This is a genomic window from Paenibacillus sp. lzh-N1, assembly GCF_002872435.1.
In the GTDB taxonomy this organism is placed as follows: Bacteria; Bacillota; Bacilli; order Paenibacillales; family Paenibacillaceae; genus Paenibacillus; species Paenibacillus polymyxa_C.
This window is the reverse complement of sequence record NZ_CP025696.1, coordinates 497,722-517,432: the sequence shown is the minus strand read 5'-3', so window position 1 is coordinate 517,432 and position 19,711 is coordinate 497,722. Positions and strand designations below refer to the sequence as shown.

20 protein-coding genes, 1 pseudogene and 1 other annotated feature are annotated in these 19,711 nt (G+C 45.8%); of the genes and pseudogenes, 10 read left to right on the top strand and 11 right to left on the bottom strand.

Features of this window, described 5'->3' with window-relative positions; translation table 11 throughout:
• Positions 1–63 precede the first annotated feature (63 nt).
• Complete coding sequence (locus tag C0638_RS02520; protein WP_025675498.1) at positions 64–1,338, top strand: methyl-accepting chemotaxis protein; 1,275 nt, start codon at positions 64–66, stop codon at positions 1,336–1,338.
• An 89-nt stretch (positions 1,339–1,427) separates the two neighbouring features.
• Here C0638_RS02520 and C0638_RS02515 read toward each other — a convergent pair whose 3' ends face one another.
• A complete protein-coding gene (locus tag C0638_RS02515; RefSeq protein ID WP_025675499.1) occupies positions 1,428–1,640 on the bottom strand; it encodes a hypothetical protein in 213 nt (70 codons plus the stop codon).
• A gap of 140 nt (positions 1,641–1,780) precedes the next feature.
• On the opposite strand from C0638_RS02515, the gene C0638_RS02510 reads away from it, so the two are divergent.
• Entirely contained in the window at positions 1,781–2,563 is a 783-nt protein-coding gene (locus tag C0638_RS02510; RefSeq protein WP_058711163.1) for a YwaF family protein, read from the top strand.
• Positions 2,564–2,686: 123 nt separating this feature from the next.
• On the opposite strand, the gene C0638_RS02505 is transcribed toward C0638_RS02510, so the two are convergent.
• Entirely contained in the window at positions 2,687–3,478 is a 792-nt protein-coding gene (locus C0638_RS02505) for an SDR family oxidoreductase (RefSeq protein ID WP_025675500.1), read from the bottom strand.
• A gap of 203 nt (positions 3,479–3,681) precedes the next feature.
• Between C0638_RS02505 and C0638_RS02500 the strand changes: the two genes are divergently transcribed.
• Entirely contained in the window at positions 3,682–5,115 is a 1,434-nt protein-coding gene (locus C0638_RS02500) for an N-acyl-D-glucosamine 2-epimerase (protein ID WP_102163322.1), read from the top strand.
• A 117-nt stretch (positions 5,116–5,232) separates the two neighbouring features.
• The gene (locus C0638_RS02495; protein WP_058711165.1) at positions 5,233–5,904 is read left to right on the top strand and encodes an MgtC/SapB family protein; all 672 of its coding nucleotides are present in this window, start codon (positions 5,233–5,235) and stop codon (positions 5,902–5,904) included.
• Between the two features lie 217 nt (positions 5,905–6,121).
• Here the strand turns inward: C0638_RS02495 and C0638_RS02490 are convergent, their stop codons facing one another.
• Positions 6,122–6,799, bottom strand: a complete 678-nt coding sequence (locus tag C0638_RS02490) for a peptidylprolyl isomerase (protein WP_058711166.1) — start codon at positions 6,797–6,799, stop codon at positions 6,122–6,124.
• Between the two features lie 330 nt (positions 6,800–7,129).
• Positions 7,130–7,387 (bottom strand): YqkE family protein, encoded by a 258-nt coding sequence (locus tag C0638_RS02485; protein WP_040101973.1) that lies wholly within the window; start codon positions 7,385–7,387, stop codon positions 7,130–7,132.
• A gap of 131 nt (positions 7,388–7,518) precedes the next feature.
• Here C0638_RS02485 and C0638_RS02480 point away from each other — a divergent pair, with 131 nt between their 5' ends.
• Together C0638_RS02480 and C0638_RS02475 are read left to right on the top strand one after the other, a co-directional pair.
• On the top strand, positions 7,519–8,751 hold the full coding sequence (locus C0638_RS02480; protein ID WP_058711167.1) for an MFS transporter: 1,233 nt from the start codon (positions 7,519–7,521) through the stop codon (positions 8,749–8,751).
• Between the two features lie 87 nt (positions 8,752–8,838).
• Positions 8,839–9,018: an aspartyl-phosphate phosphatase Spo0E family protein gene (locus tag C0638_RS02475; RefSeq protein WP_013369715.1), complete on the top strand. Its 180-nt coding sequence runs from the start codon at positions 8,839–8,841 to the stop codon at positions 9,016–9,018.
• A gap of 67 nt (positions 9,019–9,085) precedes the next feature.
• Here the strand turns inward: C0638_RS02475 and C0638_RS02470 are convergent, their stop codons facing one another.
• Positions 9,086–9,988 (bottom strand): DMT family transporter, encoded by a 903-nt coding sequence (locus C0638_RS02470; protein ID WP_058711168.1) that lies wholly within the window; start codon positions 9,986–9,988, stop codon positions 9,086–9,088.
• A gap of 155 nt (positions 9,989–10,143) precedes the next feature.
• On the opposite strand from C0638_RS02470, the gene C0638_RS02465 reads away from it, so the two are divergent.
• Positions 10,144–11,004, top strand: a complete 861-nt coding sequence (locus tag C0638_RS02465) for a TrmB family transcriptional regulator (RefSeq protein WP_013369717.1) — start codon at positions 10,144–10,146, stop codon at positions 11,002–11,004.
• Between the two features lie 138 nt (positions 11,005–11,142).
• Here C0638_RS02465 and C0638_RS02460 read toward each other — a convergent pair whose 3' ends face one another.
• Both C0638_RS02460 and C0638_RS25505 read right to left on the bottom strand, forming a co-directional pair.
• Entirely contained in the window at positions 11,143–12,225 is a 1,083-nt protein-coding gene (locus tag C0638_RS02460; protein WP_013369718.1) for a bifunctional 3-deoxy-7-phosphoheptulonate synthase/chorismate mutase, read from the bottom strand.
• A gap of 84 nt (positions 12,226–12,309) precedes the next feature.
• Positions 12,310–12,583: a binding site (T-box leader), on the bottom strand.
• 221 nt (positions 12,584–12,804) lie between these two features.
• A complete protein-coding gene (locus tag C0638_RS25505; protein WP_233902273.1) occupies positions 12,805–13,206 on the bottom strand; it encodes a hypothetical protein in 402 nt (133 codons plus the stop codon).
• A gap of 183 nt (positions 13,207–13,389) precedes the next feature.
• Here C0638_RS25505 and C0638_RS02445 point away from each other — a divergent pair, with 183 nt between their 5' ends.
• Together C0638_RS02445 and C0638_RS02440 are read left to right on the top strand one after the other, a co-directional pair.
• Positions 13,390–13,677 carry a hypothetical protein gene (locus C0638_RS02445; RefSeq protein WP_058711169.1) on the top strand — a complete coding sequence of 96 codons (288 nt, stop codon included), beginning with the start codon at positions 13,390–13,392 and terminating at the stop codon, positions 13,675–13,677.
• A 132-nt stretch (positions 13,678–13,809) separates the two neighbouring features.
• The gene (locus C0638_RS02440) at positions 13,810–15,699 is read left to right on the top strand and encodes a sensor histidine kinase (RefSeq protein ID WP_058711170.1); all 1,890 of its coding nucleotides are present in this window, start codon (positions 13,810–13,812) and stop codon (positions 15,697–15,699) included.
• A 99-nt stretch (positions 15,700–15,798) separates the two neighbouring features.
• Here the strand turns inward: C0638_RS02440 and C0638_RS02435 are convergent, their stop codons facing one another.
• The 4 genes and pseudogenes from C0638_RS02435 to C0638_RS02420 form a co-directional block, all read right to left on the bottom strand.
• Positions 15,799–16,035: an NHLP leader peptide family RiPP precursor gene (locus C0638_RS02435; RefSeq protein ID WP_025678851.1), complete on the bottom strand. Its 237-nt coding sequence runs from the start codon at positions 16,033–16,035 to the stop codon at positions 15,799–15,801.
• A gap of 75 nt (positions 16,036–16,110) precedes the next feature.
• A complete protein-coding gene (locus tag C0638_RS02430; RefSeq protein ID WP_058711177.1) occupies positions 16,111–17,046 on the bottom strand; it encodes a hypothetical protein in 936 nt (311 codons plus the stop codon).
• Positions 17,047–17,224: 178 nt separating this feature from the next.
• Positions 17,225–18,298 (bottom strand): polysaccharide deacetylase family protein, encoded by a 1,074-nt coding sequence (locus C0638_RS02425; RefSeq protein ID WP_058711171.1) that lies wholly within the window; start codon positions 18,296–18,298, stop codon positions 17,225–17,227.
• Between the two features lie 69 nt (positions 18,299–18,367).
• Positions 18,368–18,853 (bottom strand): annotated as a pseudogene (locus C0638_RS02420) (glycoside hydrolase family 11 protein); the annotation flags it as partial.
• A 332-nt stretch (positions 18,854–19,185) separates the two neighbouring features.
• Between C0638_RS02420 and C0638_RS02415 the strand changes: the two are divergent.
• Positions 19,186–19,662, top strand: coding sequence for a hypothetical protein (locus C0638_RS02415; protein ID WP_058711172.1), 477 nt, complete (start codon positions 19,186–19,188; stop codon positions 19,660–19,662).
• Positions 19,663–19,711: the final 49 nt, after the last annotated feature.

The window sequence follows — 19,711 nt, the reverse complement described above, 5'->3', positions numbered from 1 at the left end:
AAATGTAGCAATTTTATGGTAAAATGGAATCAAATTTGAGTTTTTTGGGGTGGGCTACAGTACATGAAGATGTCACTAGGTACGAAAATGGTTACTGCATTTGTCTCAATTTCAGCAATAACCTATGGAACAAGCGCTTTTTTTATTTTTGTACTCAAGGACTGGCTTGCTCATGGTACACAGGAATGGGTATACACCTCGATCATTTTGTTATTGGGTGTCCTGTGGAGTGGCATTTTGGGCTGGTTGATCTCAAAATTACTTACACGGCCAATTGTTAGATTGGCCAAGGCGGCAGAGGAAGCTTCGTCGGGCAACCTGTCTGTCGTAATTCCAGAGCGCCGTTCAGATGATGAAATCAAAGTGTTGTACGATGCATTTCGGCATCTGATGCTGAACATTAAAGATATGTTCAATGAGATCTCGTATAGCACCAGAACAACTTCGCAAAGTGCAGAAAATCTGAGCTTGGCTATTGTACAAGCTACGGCGCAAATCGAGTCCATGTCTACGGTGGTAGAAGATATTTTGGATGGCGTGGAGCAGCAAAAGCAAGCATCTGCCCAATCAATTAAAACAGCGGATCGAATGCTGGGCGATTTTAAAATGATGCGTAACAAATCGGGACATATGCTGGAATTGTCAGGCCATATGGAGCATTCAGTGGATTCGACGCAGACTGTATTTTCATCCCTGATGGATGGAATGGGAGAGCTGACAGCTTCACATAGTCGTTCCCAGCAGGTGATTGCACGACTGGAAAAAGAAGCTTCACAAATTGAAGCGATTACAAGCACCGTGAAGGATATTGCCGAACAAACCCATCTGTTGGCGCTGAATGCTTCCATAGAAGCGGCACGTGCGGGAGAAGAAGGGAACGGCTTTGCTGTAGTGGCGCACCAAATTCGCGCACTTGCCGCCCAAAGTACGGAGTCTGTACAGCAAATTAATGCTATCGTTAGCCGTGTACAGTCACAAATCGTAGAGACCGTGGAGTTGATGCATCAGCAAACGTCTTTGGTCAGTGCTGAGGCGGAACGGACAAGCTCTGTCGATCAGACACTAAACCGTTTGAACGCTATTGTACGTGAATTTGTCGAAAGCATTCGTACTATGGAAGAAGCCGTAACAGAGCAGACGAATCGGGTGGATCAAACCTTTGAGCAGATTCATCGTATTCAGCAAATGTCAGGGGCGTTCTCTGAAGGTGCTCACAAAATTTATACGGCTGCTCATGAGGAGACGGCTATTATGCAGGAAATTTCATCCTCTTCCGAGGACTTGAAAGTGCTTACGAATAAACTCATGATGAAAACACGTGGAATCAACTATAATTAAAACCGTCATGTAAGATATGACGAATACCCATAAAACTTAGCCGCTACACACCGGAAAACGAAGCAAACGGGTTCTCCGGTGCGTGGTGGCTATTTTTTAATTTCAAAAAACTCACATTGTTTTCTGGGATGGTAAGCCAGATCACTGACGCTAGACTGCACAACGATGGTTTGATCGTCAAAACGGATTATAGTCCCGCCTGAGCCAATCAATTGGTCATCTTGAAATACCCGGATACGAAGATGACGTTCCAGTGCCTCGCTGAAATCCTGATCTGTAATTAGTCGGCGATTAATCGGCATGAGTGTTCTCCTTTGAATATAATATCTTTTATCATAAAGGTTAAGGTATTGAACAAGCAAGAAAGATGGCTAGAACATATTCGACTATTTGGTATAAAATAGAAGGTGCGAAAAAAGAAAGAGATCGAAGGGGGCTTTCTATGAACTGGCTATGGTCAGGGTCTTGGTTCGATGCGTACGCGCCGGAGAGGTTCGAGGCTTTTACTCCGTCACATGGTTTAGCTATACTGGGACTCATTGTATGCGCTGTGCTGCTGTGGCTAACGCGGGGCTGGATTCGGTCGAATAAGCCTGTAAGTGAGGGAATTCGCTGGCTATTAATTACGGTCCTCGTTCTCTCAGAGGTGACTTTGAATATATGGTATGTGGCACAGCATATTTGGGATGTCCAGACATCATTGCCCTTAGAGCTGTGCAGTGTGACACTGCTGTTGTCCATCCTCATGCTTATTTTCCGCAGCCGCTGGTTATACCCGGTGGTCCTTTTTGCCGGAATTGGAGGAGCGCTTCAAGCCGTACTCACGCCTAATTTGGCTTATGCCTTTCCTCACTATCGTTTTATCCATTTTTTCGTAGCTCATAGTGCTATTATTTTGGCTGCCCTATATATGACCTGGATCGCAGGGCTCCGACCGACGTGGAAGGGTGTAGGGAAAGTTATGCTATTTCTCAATGGCTTGGCGTTGATGATGTGGATTGTAGACCGTGCTCTCGGTGCCAACTACATGTTTCTGACCGGAAAGCCGTCGACACCATCGATACTGGATGTTTTGGGACCATACCCTGTTTATATTTTGGCAGAAGAGGCCATTGCACTGCTGTTCTTTTCTCTTCTGATGTTGTTGTTTGAGGTGCTGCCAGGAGGGAGATTGTATGTCCGCCTTCGCAAAGGAGCTGTGCATGGTGCTGACAGGGCGCTATAGAATTGTTGTGAAACGATGCACAAGTCATGCAAAAGCAGCCTTTTCCACTAGTAATGACTTGGGATAAGGCTGCTAGGAATGCCTAAACAGTAGTTTATATGGGGACAACGATCCCCTTTATGCTTAGCGCAGCAGCGATTCTGCTCCGTCTACATAGATCTCTGTACCCGATACATGGGATGATTCATCTGAGGCGAGAAACAGAACCAGATTGGCGACCTGCTCTGGCTCACCGGGAGCATCCTCCAGCGGATGCTCTCCGCCCTTCGGAAATTCGACTGGAATTTGTACCTTCTTCAAGTCTTCGGTAGGGTACGTGTTATCATCAATTTTCGTGTCGATGGCTCCTGGGCATATCGCGTTAACCCGAATTTTGTAACGTGCCAGTTCCAGCGCTGCCATTTTCATAAAAGCAACCTGCGCCGCTTTGGTGGAAGCGTAAGCTGAGAACCCAATACCCGAAAAGGTTCGGTTACCGTTGATGGAGCTGGTGATGATAATGCTGCCGCCGCGTTCCTTCAGGTATGGAACGGCATATTTAACGGTAGCGAAGGTGCCGCGTAGATTAATGTTCATCGTGCGGTCCCATTCTTCCAGCTCCATGGTCTCAATAGGGGCCATGGTGCCATTAATGCCTGCGTTGGCGAACACGATATCCAGCTTTCCGTATCTTTCTACGACTTTAGCGAACCCCTGCTGAATCATATCTGGCTTGGAAATATCACATTCCAGCACAAGTGCTTCACCGCCGGCCTGCTCAATGATTGCTTGGGTCTCCTCTGCATGCTCAGGTGTCCGATCCAGCATGACCACCTTGGCGCCTTGTTCTGCAAAACGAATTGCGGTTGCCTTGCCGATTCCTGAACCTCCACCACTGACCACTGCTATTTTTCCTTGCAATCTCTGCTCTGCCATTGACTATTCCTCCCATTCCGTTCATAAGCTAAACCTGACTCGTTATTCCAATACCTCTGAACGCTAATGATGAAACAGTAGCAGCTGCATTTCACCCCATTTGCGAAATATGGTAACATAGGCGAACCAGTAGGAACATATAGCCCAAACCTGTAGATTCTGAGCAAGTATCGGAAAAACGTGAGTGACGGAGGTGGATCGAATTGGACAATAAGAGAGATGAGCGATCCGGATCGACAGACTCTATAGCACGAATCGGAAAAATGAAACCCTGGGCTCTGAACGGTCCCAATATTCAAATTGATCCGTTGTTTCCCTATTACGCTAATCGGTCGCGGGATAGCATAGCGGATGAGATCGCTCTTGCGGGCTACCAGACCGTGCATTATTTTGTTGTACGTGAAAATGAAGTGGATGGAGCCCTTGTTGCTGCTTTTCAGCGTAGAGGCATCGCAGTGTGGGCGATGGTGCTGGGCAACGGTTCTTTTGGCGTGTCCCAGCTGCCGCCAGCGTGGAAGGAATGGCGCATGGAGCTGCTGCGCGAGCCCAACGACGGCTTTCAGCGGCTTTCGCATTTTGCCCAGGAATATGTGGAATGGAAAAAGAAAGCCGCTGCCCGGCTCGTCACTGATATTCCGTTTGACGGCTTTGAGGTGGCGGAGCCTTATTTCCCCGAATGGAACGGGCTGCGCAGTGGAGTGTACGGGGATATTGGGCCACATGCACAGCGTGCCTTCCGTGCACGCTGCGGTGAGGACATTCCAAATTTCCGCGATAAGCATGCGCGGAATTACTACCGGAAGGTCCCCAAGCTGTACGCGCAGTGGGTCGATCTGCGCGTGGACGCCGTGAATAGTCTCATCAATGAGCTGGTGAACGGCGCAGGCGGTGTGCGTGATGTCCGGCCGGACATCTGCGTGGCGACATGGTCGCTCGCTGTGAGCGGGCGTGGCGATATTCCCGGTCAGCTGCGGGAATGGCAGGGCCTGGATGCGGTAGCCATGATCGGGAGCGTAGCTCCGGATATGCACGTACTCCAGACCCATTGGCCGGACTGGATGCGCCGCCGTCTGCCGCCACAGTATATTCACGGCTATGCTCGCATCGCGCAGTCCATACGCGCCGCTTATCCGGACCTGTCCCTCGGAGTGCAGGCAGATATCGGTTCACTTGCGCGGATGGTTCGGGACCGCAAGTGGACGCGGCAGTTCGGGGCTACCGCCCTGGAGGGCGACTACAACGCCTGGACTGCCTATGAATATCATCTGGGAGGCTACATGTACGATGAGCCTCCAGTACCTCTTAGGGCGGAACGTTCAGCCGAAGATGAGGTGGTTATTTCTTTCAGTAAGCGAATTACTACGCCGTCTTTAGATGAGCTGCGTATTTGGAGCCGTGAGGACAACGCAGATTCAACTCGCGCTTTGAACCGCAAGTTAACAAATGATTCACTAACACTGCTAGAGCTTGTGGATGCAGCAGCAGACGGAAACCGTCTATTGCTCCGTATACGCAATTTACCATCAAGGGCATTTAGTATGCGTATAGACGGTGTACAGGATACACCAGAGCTGTGGCTACTCAAGGGGAGAAAGGCACATCGCAATCTTCCCGAACATGAAGTGAAGGTTCCTTAAAATTTGGGTAATAACAAAATAACAGCTGTATAACGGCTCATTTGCCGGAGCATCATGAATTATATATATTAAGGCAACATCTTTTCATAACTTAAACAATAGTGGAGTGAAAAAGGTATGTGGGATTGGGATTACCTGATTCGAGTCATGTTTGCCGGATTGTGCGGCGCGTTAATCGGCTATGAACGCAAAAGTCGGATGAAGGAGGCCGGCATTCGCACACATTTCATTGTCGGGATCGGGGCGTCACTTATGATGGTGGTATCCAAATACGGTTTTCAGGATCAGACTGTATGGTCCAACCTGTCGCTGGACCCTTCCAGAATAGCAGCACAGGTTATAAGTGGAGTCGGCTTTATCGGCGCAGGAATGATTTTTACACAAAAAAATAGAATCAAAGGGCTTACCACCGCTGCGGGCATCTGGACTACCGCCGGGATTGGTATTGCTGTCGGTGCAGGAATGTATGGGCTTGGCGCGGGTGTAACGCTGTTTATTTTGGCGGCTCAGTCCTTGCTCCATAGTCGTTTTTATCAGATGGCTACCCCGTCCACACGGCAAGTGGTTGTTCAAGTTGAAAATGAGCCGGGTGTACTGAATCAAATTAAAGAACTGCTGGAGAACAAAAAGCTGACCATTCACAGCTTTCACGCCGAGCGTATCAATAACGGTGAGCAGTTGATGGTTCATATGCTTCTAAAGTTGTCCCGGTCTGAGGGAGTGGAGGAATTGTTGTCACTGCTACAAGAGATGGAAGGTATCCGTTCAGTCGAGACCAGATCCAATTAGACGACTTTACGGCTCATTTAGTATCTTTTTTGTCGAACGCTGACAGACCCATTTAACAGTAAAATACTTTAAAAATAATGATTGAAAACGCTTCCTTTTGTGTATATACTCTTACTACATCACAGAGCCAGCAGCTTAGAAAGCATCAGGGGATAAGCAACAACGACCTCATGCGTATGCACAAGGTCGTTGCTGTTATCCCGTTTTGAAAGACAGGTTATTTTACTTTGACGGGTTCTGGATATTTTTTACCCAGCGTATCTACAGTAACTTTTTTCATTGTAGCTGGTTTGGTAGGTTTGTCATTGCTATCCCGTTTGGAGTTGACGATAGCGTCGACCACGTCCATTCCGGACGTTACTTTACCGAAAGCGGCATATTGACCGTCGAGGTAGTCCGCATCGGCAACCATGATAAAAAATTGCGATCCGGCCGAATCCAGATCCGCCGAGCGGGCCATGGATAATACGCCACGTGTATGTTTGAGTGTATTGTTAACGCCGTTGCTCTTGAATTCCCCTTTGATACTGTAGCCGGGGCCGCCTGTACCGGTACCTTGCGGATCACCACCCTGAATCATAAAGCCTGGGATGACGCGGTGGAAAATGGTACCGTTATAAGCTCCCTTTTGCACCAAGGAGATGAAATTGTTAACCGTGTTCGGTGCTACTTCCGGATACAGCTCAAGCTTGATTTTCTTGCCATCGTTCATGACAATCGTGACAACTGGATGTGAAACAGTCTTGCTTTTGTCTTTAGTTGCAGCGGGCGTTGTAGTGCTTGTCCGGCTTGCGGCTTCCACATCGGCCGCTTTTGTGCCACATCCGGCAACCAGCACGAGCATGATGGCCAGCAGGCACAATGTGTACCATGGGCGTATCGATTTTCGGTTCATTAATATTCCTCCTGAAAGGTTGGATGGTGTAACATCCTAATTTATAGTTTGGGGACAGCGCAGAACACTTTTCCATTTACTATCATACCTTTTTTGTTGGGGATAAGGAAATACGGGTTTGAAAGCCGTATTCTTGACCCATACTGCTGCTATTCCCAAGGAAAGGGGCAGGATCATGATGGAGGTAGACAAAAAACTGGCTAAAGGTCTCATATGGGGTATGGCGTTCAGTCTGCCGGTTTGGGTAGGGGTGCTGTATTCAGTACAACATATTCGTGACTGGCTATAACATAAAGTGTAAAGATAGGCCAAAACCGCAATGGTTTTGGCTTATTTATATTTGTGCCAGTCTAAATCGCTGTTATTCAACAGGTGTTCAAAGTTGTTGTCCAGCTTCTTTTGTTCAGCTTTTTTTGCTTCGAGGGCACGTTGCCGTTCATCATCTTTACGCTTGTCCTGTTCTGCTTGCGCTTCATTGGCTTGAGCCTTAAGCTTGTTCAGCACGTCCTGACTCAACAGATCCTTTAACGTAGCAGGTTTGTCCTGAGCCGCAGGAGCAGCGAAAGACGAATTTCTCTTTTTAGCCATGTCATCATCTCCATTCCATTCGATTATATCAGCTTCTTCGTGGTTGTTCCACGATGAAAGGCTAAGGTCTACGGTAGACTTTTCTAATTTAGAGGGTAATAATGGATTGAACAGAAGGGACGTGTGGCAGCATGCATCTATATTGGAAGCGAAACCTGATTGTTTTGTGGATCGGAGTATTGTTTTGCAGCATGGCCTATTCCGTGTCGATTCCGTTTTTACCTATTTTTCTGAATACGGAATTGGGTGTTAACGATCATCTGGAACTATGGTCGGGGATTGCCTTTGGAGTTACTTTTTTAGCGAGCGCGTTGATTGCTCCGTTTTGGGGTTCGCTGGCAGATAAGTATGGACGTAAGCCGATGTTGATTCGATCAGGCTTCAGCCTGGCTGTATTGTATCTGGTATGTGCTTTGGTGACAGACCCATATGTATTTGTAGGAGTTCGCTTGTTTCAAGGACTCCTCTCCGGATTTATTCCTGCGGCGATTGCGCTGGTCGGGACGGGCTCGCCTGAAGAAAAAACGGGCTACGCCCTTGGCATTATGGCGACTGCTGGAGCGACGGGCAGCATTATAGGGCCGCTGATTGGCGGTGTGGTGAGCCATTATTATGGCAATCGGAATGCCTTTTATTTCTCTGCGGCTCTTGTATTGGTATCTGCGTTCATCGCGACATTTGGCGCTAGAGAGGATAGCTTCAAGGGCACCAGTACCCGCTCGCATGTTCGTGATGATATCAAAGAGGCTATTGCTAATCGGCCGTTGTACTTTTTGCTTATTCTGGCTGGATTAAGTACCTTTTCCGTCATGATCTTGGAACCGTTAATTACGGTGTATGTGCTTGAAATGGGCGTGGATCGCAGCCATGCGTCTTTAAGTTCCGGGATTGTATTCTCAGCTGTAGGCATCGCGGCGGTGCTGATGGCTCCCCGATGGGGCCGGATTGGAGGGGAAATCGGCTTTGCCCAAGTGCTGCTGATTGGGCTGATCGGTTCGGGGATCGGGAACATCTTGCAGTTTTTTGTAACCAACTTTATTGGCTTTGGTGCGCTTCGGTTTGGATATGGATTGTTTTATGCGTCTGTCATGCCGGCGATCAATGCAATGACTGTGGAAGTCACCAAGCCGGAGTTTCGCGGACGAGCCTTTAGCCTGAATCAATCAGCTACCCAGCTGGCGACGATGGCGGGACCGCTGATTGGCGGCATGCTTGGTAGCTGGATGCCCATTCGCTGGATCTTCGTATTAAACGGTGGCATCTTGCTGGTTGCAGCGTTGTTGCTAAGGGCGAAGGGAAAAAACGTTTTCCCGATTTCAGCCAAAAATAACGCTACGGAGCAGAATACTCATTCTGCTGGATAGGCCAACTAGATAATTATCCCAAACCCTTATTTTTAGTATATTATTCATAACCCTTTACACTGATCATATGACAGGGAGGGATATATTATGATAAGAGACGACATTTTGCGTCAACAGCTTGAGAATGCTCGTCAAAAGCTGTATATTTTGCAAGCAAAACATGGTTTTAATCATGCTAGTGTGCTCAAACAGTCTGTAATTATGGATAACCTCATCAATCAATATAACCACCTTTTTTATATAAAAGAAAAAAAGCCGACTGCCTAGATATAGCCGACTGGGCGAGAACTTTTAGAAAGGTCACTCGCCTTAGTATTGTAGGACTGCAATATCTTTAGGTACGGCTTGTTTGGTGTGCACTCATCAAGACCCCTAGAATAACGACCAAACCGCCAATGATTTGGCGCCATGTAATCGTTTCGTGCAATAGTAAGACAGAGAACAACACCCCAAATATCGGAACCAAGTTCATTAAAGAAACGGAACTGCTCGGTGACAGCTTGATTAATCCGTAATTATAAAGCAAAAATGCGATAACAGAGCAGAACACACCCAGATACATGAGCAACATAAGCGATCCCGTTGTCGGAGCCTGCCAACTATCCTTTTCCAATAAGGCTAACGGTATGAAAAAGATACTACCTGCAACGGTTTGATAAAAAGATAACGTCACCGGCGGATATTTGTCCACAACCTTACGCGTCATGAAAGTGTAAAACGCCCACGCAAATCCGGTTCCAATCAAGATTAAATTTCCGATGAGTTGATTCTTACCATCCGAGCTTTCGCCAACTGAGGTTAAGAAATATACCCCGATCATGGCCAGTGCTATACCGCAGATTTTATATTTGGATAATTTAACTTTATACAAAATAAATTCAAGCAGCGATGTAATTGCCGGATACGATGCGACAATTAATGCTGCGTTAGAAGCGGTTGTCAGGCTAACCCCTATATTCTCCATTGAGAAATAAAGAGTGATTCCAAGAACCCCACTAAACGAAATCGTAGCCAAATCCTTTGGCTTTACTTTGACATGTTCTTTTTTGATTAGCAAAACGATACCTAGTACGATGGAAGCTATGATAAATCTGGATAGACCCAAGGTAAGAGGAGGGAACGTCGTATAGGCTGCTTTGGTGGCAATAAACGATGTGCTCCAGATCAATAAGGCTAGAATCGTAGAAGTATAGTAAATCCGGTTGCTTTCGCTGTGATGAGCTATGACTTTGTTCAAGTTGTATCCTCCCTGAGTTCATCCCCTATGAAAGTATCATAGTAGCTACTATAGTTACTACTATGAAAATACTACTAAAAAGATAATTTGTATATCAGTTTTTGTCAAGGGGAAGTGATATAGTAAGGAAGAACATGAATTGAGGAGAAGACGTCATGAAATCAAAACCAAACATATTAGAAATTCTACGTGATTTGAATTTTAGTGAATATGAAGCCAAGGCTTATGTGACCTTATTGGAAAGCTCTCCACTTTCGGGATATGCCGTTTCATTGAACTCTGGAGTACCGAGATCCAAAATTTATGAGGTTTTGTCGGGGATGGTCAACCGTGGGGACATCATGGTAAGTCAAGAAAATACACCTCTGTATGTGCCGCTTCCTCCACATGAATTGATTGCCCAGAGAAAACGCAAAGCAGAACAGATTTTTAATGTGGCGCAAGAGAGTTTGGAGCAGTACACAGCATCGTTTCAAAATAGAGAGAATATTTGGAATATTTCGGGTTATGAAGCCATTATCAATCGCATCAACGAAGGTGTGAAGGGAGCAAAACACCGAATTTTACTGGAAATTTGGAAAGAGGATGCCGAGGTGTTCCGGGATGCCTTAGAGCAAGCTGCTCAGCAAGGAATTGAGGTGATCCTTGTAGCATATGGTGATCTTAACTTTGATTTTGCTACTGTTTACCGCCATGATATGAGTGAGGAGATTACGTCCGAAATCGGTGGTCGGTGGATTGTGCTTAGCGTGGATGACCGGGAAGTTGTAGCTGGCATACTTTCACTTGGTGATGACAGCCGCGCTGCATGGACGCTACACCCAGGCCTTGTAATGCCGATTACGGAAGTGATTATTCATGATATTTATATCATGGAAATCCTATATGAGTTCCGTGAAGAATTGGAGGCAAAATTCGGCCCTAATCTAATCCATCTTCGCAATAAATTTGCTATGGGCCCGAATGGAAAAGGATATTATGTTCCTTTGACTGAAAAGAGCATTAAACGTGTATAGAGATTGTTTGAGGTCCGATATGCAAAAATAAAAAGGCCCATGGAGTATTTTCCATGAGCCTAATTTATTGAATGCTGTGTTTAGGATGATAACCACTATGGCATTCTTTTTATTGAAGGTTTAGGCATAAAATTGGTTTTACGCTTTGAATAATCCGGATTCTTTGACTTCAGACAGGAAGTTGTGGAACTCAGGTATGTTCAGCTGTTGCTGAGCATCGGACAAAGCGACTGCCGGGTTCGGGTGAACTTCTACCATGATGCCGTCGGCACCAGCTGCCAGGGCAGCCTTGGCGCAAGGAGCCAGGATGTCCTTACGTCCTGTAGAGTGAGTTACGTCCACCAGTACAGGCAGATGGCTTTCCTTTTTCAAAATCGGAACAGCGGAAATATCCAGCGTGTTACGTGTCCATTTTTCATACGTACGAATACCGCGTTCAATCAACATGACTTGTGTATTGCCACGGGAAACGATGTATTCAGCAGCATGAAGGAACTCTTCCATTGTGGCAGCCAATCCGCGTTTGAGCAGAACCGGAGTTCTGGTTTCACCCGCAGCTTTAAGCAATTCAAAGTTGTGCATGTTGCGCGCGCCAATTTGAATGATATCGATGTACGGGATGGCTTCCTCCAAATGTCTTGGATCGACGATCTCACTGATTGTAGCCAGCCCGAACTCGTCGCCAACGCGTTTAAGAATTTGCAGGCCTTCAATACCCAGCCCTTGGAAATCATACGGAGATGTACGCGGCTTGAACGCGCCACCACGCAGAATCGGCACACCGGCTTCCTTGAGAGCCGCACCTACCTCGCGAGTTTGTTGGTAGCTTTCCACCGAGCAAGGACCTGCAACCATGATGGAGGCTTTGCCGCCCACCAGTGTATCTTTAACCTTGATAACCGTGCTATCCGGCTGATTTTTGCGGCTGACAATCAGATGTTTTTTGTGTTCTTCTTTTTGATAGTTCAGAGAAGCCTTGAAAATATTTTTGAACAGCTGGCGAATCGTAGCATCGTCGAAAGGTCCACGATTAGCTGCGATCAGCTTGTCCAGCATTTGTTGCTCGCGCACTGGATCAAAGTCAGGTACTCCTTGAGCTTCTTTCAATTTTCCTAGCTGTCCTGCCAGTTCAGCGCGTTGGGACAGCAGCTCCAGCAATTGCAAGTTTGTAGCATCGAGCTGTTCCCGCAACAGCTCCAAAGAATTTTCATTGGTTGACATACAGTACACCCTTCCCGATTTATAAATTGTTTTTCTTTCAGCCCATAGACTTTTTGCAGAAAATAACACAAAAAGGCACTCGTCGCAAGGGACGAATGCCGTGGTACCACCCTAATTACAGAAGTATACATGCAAGTCGTCAACGTCATTCAATCGACGGCAGTAACCTCTGAGCTTGATGCCCGTAACGGGGGCTTCCGGAAACCTCTACTGCGGTCAAAGGAATGAATCCTTCTGTCGTCGGTTCAAGGCTCGACTCGGGAGTGAATTTCAACGCGGGATTGCGGTACGCTCTCAGCAATACGTACCTTTCTGTGGGAATCCGATGACGCTTACTTGTCTCCGTCTATGTCTTTGTTCATGGTATTCAAAAGATTTGACCTTATTTTAAACAAAGTGGATGCAGAAGGCAAGCCCTGATTTCCGATTCTAGTTTTTGCATTCCCTATCTGTGCTATCATCTTGCTTGATCTCTGGGTTCGGGCTTCGCTGATGCGACTCCTCGTGGGTTATCTTCGGCTATGCCATCGTCCGTATGGATCTTGTCCGCAGTCCTGCGGTCATCCTCTTCTACAGGATTCAAGGTTTTATAGCGTTTGTACTCCATATCAGCTTGAGACATCGGATCTTTATACATAGGAGATTAGTCAACTCCTTTCGGTATATACACTTCATTACCCGCATAGCAAGATGGGAAACCGCTTTCTTATCTCCTATAACATGCAGCAGAATATCGTCACTGTCCAGTTGCTCTTCTTCATCCCCATCGGTACCGTTCAGCAAATCTGTACCATGCAGGAATTCAGCAGGCGCAGAGGGATCAACAGGACTGTTCGGTGTCAGTTCATCGGCATCAGGTACGTCCTCCAGAGGAGTATCAGGCCCCTCGATCAGATTCTCCCAGTTTGTTTCTGCATTTTGCAGGGAAGGCTCAAAATCATGATCCTGTAGCTCAGTCTTTTGATTGTCGCGATTTGCCATCTAACTCAGCTCCTTTGCTTTTTGTTGCTTATTTCGACCTTACCCAAACCGCAGAACGGCTAAACTTAGAGTTAGTGTGTCTGTAAAAAGTTAAAATCATGCGAATAGGGATATGCTCTTTCCCAATAAGCGTTTTTTTGGTAACTGCTGTGATATGATAAAGAGGAGTTGGAGGGATATGAATTGGAATGGTACATGTTTGGTCCGATGATTAGTCGAATCCGAGTAGGTCAAAAGGCATCTACCCCAGGCTATTCGCGTACCGTTATTCGGCGTCCGGATGGTTTATACTGGACAGACGGCGGACAGGCCGGAAAAATAGTAGAAATACGTGATTATTTATTCTCCGATATTTGGACGATCTATGAGGATGAAGAATGTGAACGTTGGATAGGGCTTAGAGAGCAGATGGAGCAACGCGAACAGGAAATGATCATTAACCAATATGAAGATTTTACAAATAATGATTAAAAAGAACATGATACCCTTATTTTGAAGAAGGTATGAACATCATCGTATAGAATAATATAGTTTCAGGAAGATAAAAATGTTAAAACATATACAAATTTGTAAATCCTACTACGTAACTTTGAGGTGCTTAATATGAGGCATGTGCCCAAAGCTGTCGCCGCTCTGCTAGCGGTCATTGTGATACTGTTGTCGCTGGACCACATTGGCTATGCGGCCAAAATGACCCCGGAAAGGGAGTATAAGATACCCTCCTGGGATATGAGATGGGGAGCAGAAGACGAGGATGGCTCTTTAGATGAGGTAACTGATCACAGTAAGGTCTGGATGCATATTGAAGATGATACACAGCTGCTCAAGCAGCCGGGCAATAGAGGCACCGCCTGGATTCGTATTAAGCTACCTTCGTTAAATGATGAAACACCAGCGGTGCTTTTTGAAAATATTTATGGCAGGCACATTACACTGTATAAGGATGGCACCAATTTTTATGAATCGTACCGTGGCTATAATTATGAGAATAATCGTATTCTGATTCCGCTGAAGCCAGAAGACAGTGGTAAAACATTATACATATGGACGGAAAGCAGTAAAAATAGACTGGGCATTATCGGAAATGTGATGACTGGTGATTATCGTGACTTGTTGGGAAACTTGGTCAGAATGGATGTCTTGGATATTGTACTGGGCAGTACATTTATCTTTATCTCCCTGGTGCTATTGATCTGCTCGTTTTTCCTGTTCCGTCCAAGTATGGCCATGTGGCTGTCCCTAAGCGCGATTGTATTGTCGATCGGTCTGATGATTGTAACGTATTCACCGTTTTTATATACGTTCTATCGCGGCTATGGCAAGCTGTATTTACAACTTTTTGATGTGGCGCTATTTATTCTGTTGCCTTCATTAGCCTTCTTTTTTGAGCAAAATATCAATTCAATTTTACTGATTCGGAAATTCAGAAAATTGTTAACCGCCTACTCTTTGTTCTGCTTCATCATCATGATTGTGAATTTAGGAGCACAGGAGCGACTCAACGATGTATATTATTTCTTCAGTGTCATCGTCCTCGGTATATTGCTCGTAGCTTTGATGGTACTTTTGGTATTTGCTTCGATTCGCATGGCGCTTAAGGGAGACCACGAAGCGATCATTTTATCGACAGGCTTTGCATTTTTTGCAGTCATCACGATCGCAGAACTCAGCTGGTTCTTTATCCGGGACGGACACTACAATATGTTTTTATGGAAATGGGGCGTGTTCGGTTTTGTCCTGGCATTGATTGCGATCTTGGGCAGAAGGCTGGCGGAAAAGCACAAGCAGGTGGTTCGGTATTCCAGAGAACTGGAGATGTTCAATAATGAGCTTCAACGTTCAGAGAAAATGGAGATTATTAGCGATTTGGCTGCATCTGTGGCTCATGAGGTACGCAATCCGCTCCAGGTTACACGTGGTTTTCTTCAGTTGATGAGCAAGCAGGAGGATGGTAAGAACAAAGACTATCTGCATATCGCTCTGGAGGAGCTGGATCGAGCATCCGCGATTATTACCGATTTTCTGACTTTTGCCAAGCCGGAGTTTGACCATACCAAAACGTTGACCATATTGGATGAGTTCAAACATATAGAAGGAATTATCAGTCCAATGGCAAATCTGCAAGGTGGTAAAATTTCGCTGGATATTCCCCAGGAAATCAAAGTGCGCGGGAATTCCTCCAAATTCAAGCAGGCATTTATCAATATTATCAAAAACAGTATTGAAGCGTTGCGAGAACAGGGACATATTCATATATGGGCTTATGTGGACAATGGAGAAGCAGTCATTCATATTCGGGATAATGGTGAAGGGATGGATGCTCAGACCTTATCCAGACTAGGTGAGCCTTATTTTTCGAATAAGACTAAAGGTACGGGTTTGGGGATGATGGTGACCTTTCGGATTATTGAAACGATGAATGGTAAAATATCTTTTACAAGTGCAAAAGGGGTGGGAACAGAAGCGACCATCCGCTTCCCCGTAGCCGGATAACATCCGGCTTTTTTGCGTTCGGAGAAAACGGAGGGAAGCTTGCTGAGCCCACCCGCCTGAGATTAAAAAGTATAGATTAAATAAGCTACAAGAACCAATCTACCACATCGCGCGAGGTTTCTGGGATGCAGCGAGCACGCCTGAAGGATTTGGAGGGATAACCAGATAAAATTGATCAGACGTTTCCTCTACCGTTTTGATTTGGATATGATCGGGGATCACGACTCCTAACACATCACGAATTGCAGATTTGGGATCTGCCATCAGTTTCTCTCTGAAACTGGCATCCTCCCAAGCTTTTTGAATGACTTGTGTTTGAAGAACTTCAGTAGCCATCAAAAATCACCCTCTCATTCAATTGGTTATAATTACCTAGTCAGTATACCACGTAAGACTCAGAAAAATCTAGCATTATTTCATATTTTTGGAGAGCCAATAATCAAGCCCGCCTCTTCGCAAATGTGAGCGTCCGCCTTCAATTTCTGCTGCCTCTTCGCTGAGCTCTGTTGCGATGGAATGTGCGAACCTATGCAGACCGTGGATGGAAGGCTCCATCGTCTCTAGCTCCTGGACTGCTTGATTCGCAATGTCCACATAGCTGGCGAGCGCCCCGCGTACATAAATCGCTTCCTGAATTTGTTGTGGTCCTAGTCCTTCACAGTACGCCGTCTTTTGTTCGGCGCTGATATGGGACAATAGGCAGTTATAGCTATGTTCCACCAAGTCTTCTGACCAATCTGCCCAATCATCCGACATTTGGAGCACGAGCAAGCTCAAATCTGTCATATGGGTAACAGTCTGGATCAGATCGGCATGATCTGCGAGCAATAAGGCACCCGTTCCGGCCATTTTTAATGGGCTGGCTTTTAGTGCGACCTTATTTCTTTCACCTTGAAAATAGTCCTCTGTTCCTTCGGATATCACACTAACGGCCCATTCGTCCACATACGTCCTGGCATATGACCAAAAAGGAGAGGTTGCCGGAAAAAGCTCCTGATAAATGTTTAGACACTCGGTATAGAAAAGCTGACTTAAGGCAAGTTGCGTTTTACGGTTGTCTGCTGCTGTGTCCATCACGTCGTCTTGAATTAAATAATGAGCCATGACGAACACGTTGCCGAGTGACAGCTTGCGACATGTTTCGGGAGACAGTCCGGTCAGTTCCTGTAGCCAAAATGGAAGCAAATAGCATATGTAATTACGCGTACTGTCTTCCCGCAACGGATTAAACCGCGCCAGGTAGTCTAACCCCTCTTGCTGAAAGGGAACCGGAAATGTGGCCGTCCGTTCCTCCGCTTGGCGGAATACCTTTTCCAATTCTTCTTTGTATGCAAAATACCATTCCATGGCCATCACCCGCATCTCTTATAAATGTTTTCGTAGCGACTTCTAGTTGTTACCCGCCATTATATAAGAGATTGCGATATTGCAATATTATGTTATTTTTACATTGAGAATTATGTGAAAAGGATATCAACAAAAGTCCCGGTCGGGAAGATCCCGCCGGGATTTTGTTTTTTTAAAATTAGATGATCTCCAAATAGTCAAGATAAGCATCCCATGTCCCATCATCGGCTGTTACAACAAGCTCAATCTCTTGATTTCCGGTGCCATGGTTGACATTGTTTAAAGTATAGACCGCAGGACTGCTGCCGCCGATGTAGAAGGTACCCTTCGTTTGTCCACCAATTTTTAAGTCAACTTTGGCCATGTTGGAATTATTTGAAGCCCCCCGGAGTGAAAAACTATGGGTACCGCTGGTGAAATTCTGTGTGAATTTCACCGAATCATTGTTCGTGTATAAAGCCACTCCGTTGAACGGCGAGCTGATATTTGAAGTGTACTGACCGCTCTTCGTCATATTTACTGCTTCGATTTTTGTGCTCGTGTTTGGCGGTGTTTCATTGTTTTTGCCGTCAGGCGCTACCGCCCGGCCATTGCTTGGAGAGATCATACCAGAGCAAAGGTTGCGGTTTTTGAGATTCTGTGCGATTTGTGGGATCGCTTGGAGTGTAGTCTGATACTGATCATGCATCAGGATCACATCGCCGTTTTTAAGTCTGCTTGCGGCAGCTACGATCTGTGCGGTGGAGGCGCCGTTCCAGTCCTGGGAGTCAACGTTCCATAACACTTCGGTAAGACCGTTTTGGTTCTCAATGGATTTGAGGGTTCCATTGGTCTCGCCATACGGAGGACGGAACAACTTTGGTGCCGTGCCAGTAATAGACTGTATTGTTTGCTGTGTGCGTGTAATTTCCGATGACATCTGTGATGCGCTCAGTTGCGTCATATGCGGATGTGACCATGAATGGTTACCGATCCACATGCCTGCTGCTTGTTGTTCACGTACGAGCGAAGAATTATTCTGCGCGTTTTGTCCAAGATTAAAGAGCGTTGCGCGTAATCCGTTTTGCTTCAGGGCACTAAGCAGTGCTCTGGTATTAGAGGGATTGGGGCCATCGTCAAAGGTTAACGCTACATAACCGTTCGAGCAATCAGCCGCATGCGCCTGATTGTTGGAGATTACCAGCGACCCTGTGAATAAAGACACGGTGATTGACATAATCGCCGTCCATTTTCCTAATTTAGCTATAGACATGGTTCTTCCTCCTAACAATTTTAATAAACAGTAAGGTTAGTTGATTTTAGAGTCGTTCCGCCCTTAGGATTATCTGTCGTTAATCGTAATGGTATTATTAGTTACATTGGCACTGCCGCTGCTTTGGTATCCCTCTACAGTAAGTGAAGTTTCATACATCATGCCCATTTTCATGCCCATGCTTTCCCACTTTTTGAAGTGCTCGCTGACCGATATGGTTCCACTTGTGCGTTTGGATGTCTGGACACTCCAATACTGTTGAAAAGTTGTTCTGTCTCCTTTAATAGAAGGCTGGTTAACCCGAGTGGTTTCATAAATATCATATGTTCCCCCGTCAACGGTAAAGGTGCCCTTTGGTGTTGCACCAGGTGGACGCCAGCTTCCCCAGCTATCGACGATGTAATATTCTACGAGCGGGTCAACTGCCCATCCATAGACGCATAAATAAGAATTACCATTTGGTTGGTAGTTGGCGCTGTAGTTTACAGAAATATTTCCGATTTGCTGGTGTGTCTTGGTTTCGTTGAATTTCTTGCCTTTACGGAATAATGCTGACTGTGATGCAATGCATTCTGTAGTAGCTTGATACAACATTTATTTCCAAAAATACATTGTAATCGATTACAAATTAATATTATCATGTTACCCTTTATATTTAACCTGAAAAACTTCAAGTTATATTGTAGAAAGTTTAGTTGTTTATTTTTGCTCACTCTACACGATAGGGTTCTCAAGGAGCGCGTGAAGATCGAAGGTTGGGTGTAATTGTGATAGCAATGCTCATGAGCTCTTTTTCCCGTCTTATGGTTACTTAACAGGCGAAATACGAATAAAAAAAGCTGAAAGAGAAAATATTGATGAAAAAGGGTGAAAGAAGGGTCTGCAACATGAATAAACAATGGAAATTGACCGCTGCTATCCTATATGGAGGAGTAATGATGTTCGGTGCTACGAGTCCCGCAGGAGCATCCAGTATGGAATCAGAGCATTCGTTGCAAGCTCTCACTCCCAATAATTCAGTCCAAGGGGAAGCCCAACAGTGGAATGTTGAATCACAGGACGATCACGGGCACGGACATGTGCACAGACATAGACATGGCAAAAGGCCTGGCGGCTTGAATCACCATCTCAACGAGAAAGTAGCTAGGCTGCTGGGCATCACTCCTGTCCAGTTAGAGAAAGAGCTGGGACAAGGGAAATCGTTGGCCGAGGTTGCTAAAAGCAAAGGAATTCAAGAGGATCAGCTCATTGATAAATTGAAGAACGAAATGACCGTGGATTTGAAAAGGCTTGTGAACCGTAAAGGCCCGATTACATTCGACCGTAAATCTGGAACTTCGAATGAAGCTCAATTGAAGCGATAGTCTGGGAGTAGGATCGTTTTACAATAAAAAAGGATGGGGAGAACCCATC

Coding starts and splice junctions, on each gene's coding strand:
- C0638_RS02520 (WP_025675498.1), top strand. CDS start 64: ATGAAGATGTCACTAGGTACGAAAATGGTTACTGCATTTGTCTCAATT.
- C0638_RS02515 (WP_025675499.1), bottom strand. CDS start 1,640: ATGCCGATTAATCGCCGACTAATTACAGATCAGGATTTCAGCGAGGCA.
- C0638_RS02510 (WP_058711163.1), top strand. CDS start 1,781: ATGAACTGGCTATGGTCAGGGTCTTGGTTCGATGCGTACGCGCCGGAG.
- C0638_RS02505 (WP_025675500.1), bottom strand. CDS start 3,478: ATGGCAGAGCAGAGATTGCAAGGAAAAATAGCAGTGGTCAGTGGTGGA.
- C0638_RS02495 (WP_058711165.1), top strand. CDS start 5,233: ATGTGGGATTGGGATTACCTGATTCGAGTCATGTTTGCCGGATTGTGC.
- C0638_RS02490 (WP_058711166.1), bottom strand. CDS start 6,799: ATGAACCGAAAATCGATACGCCCATGGTACACATTGTGCCTGCTGGCC.
- C0638_RS02485 (WP_040101973.1), bottom strand. CDS start 7,387: ATGGCTAAAAAGAGAAATTCGTCTTTCGCTGCTCCTGCGGCTCAGGAC.
- C0638_RS02480 (WP_058711167.1), top strand. CDS start 7,519: ATGCATCTATATTGGAAGCGAAACCTGATTGTTTTGTGGATCGGAGTA.
- C0638_RS02475 (WP_013369715.1), top strand. CDS start 8,839: ATGATAAGAGACGACATTTTGCGTCAACAGCTTGAGAATGCTCGTCAA.
- C0638_RS02465 (WP_013369717.1), top strand. CDS start 10,144: ATGAAATCAAAACCAAACATATTAGAAATTCTACGTGATTTGAATTTT.
- C0638_RS02460 (WP_013369718.1), bottom strand. CDS start 12,225: ATGTCAACCAATGAAAATTCTTTGGAGCTGTTGCGGGAACAGCTCGAT.
- C0638_RS25505 (WP_233902273.1), bottom strand. CDS start 13,206: ATGGCAAATCGCGACAATCAAAAGACTGAGCTACAGGATCATGATTTT.
- C0638_RS02440 (WP_058711170.1), top strand. CDS start 13,810: ATGAGGCATGTGCCCAAAGCTGTCGCCGCTCTGCTAGCGGTCATTGTG.
- C0638_RS02435 (WP_025678851.1), bottom strand. CDS start 16,035: ATGGCTACTGAAGTTCTTCAAACACAAGTCATTCAAAAAGCTTGGGAG.
- C0638_RS02430 (WP_058711177.1), bottom strand. CDS start 17,046: ATGGAATGGTATTTTGCATACAAAGAAGAATTGGAAAAGGTATTCCGC.
- C0638_RS02425 (WP_058711171.1), bottom strand. CDS start 18,298: ATGTCTATAGCTAAATTAGGAAAATGGACGGCGATTATGTCAATCACC.
- C0638_RS02415 (WP_058711172.1), top strand. CDS start 19,186: ATGAATAAACAATGGAAATTGACCGCTGCTATCCTATATGGAGGAGTA.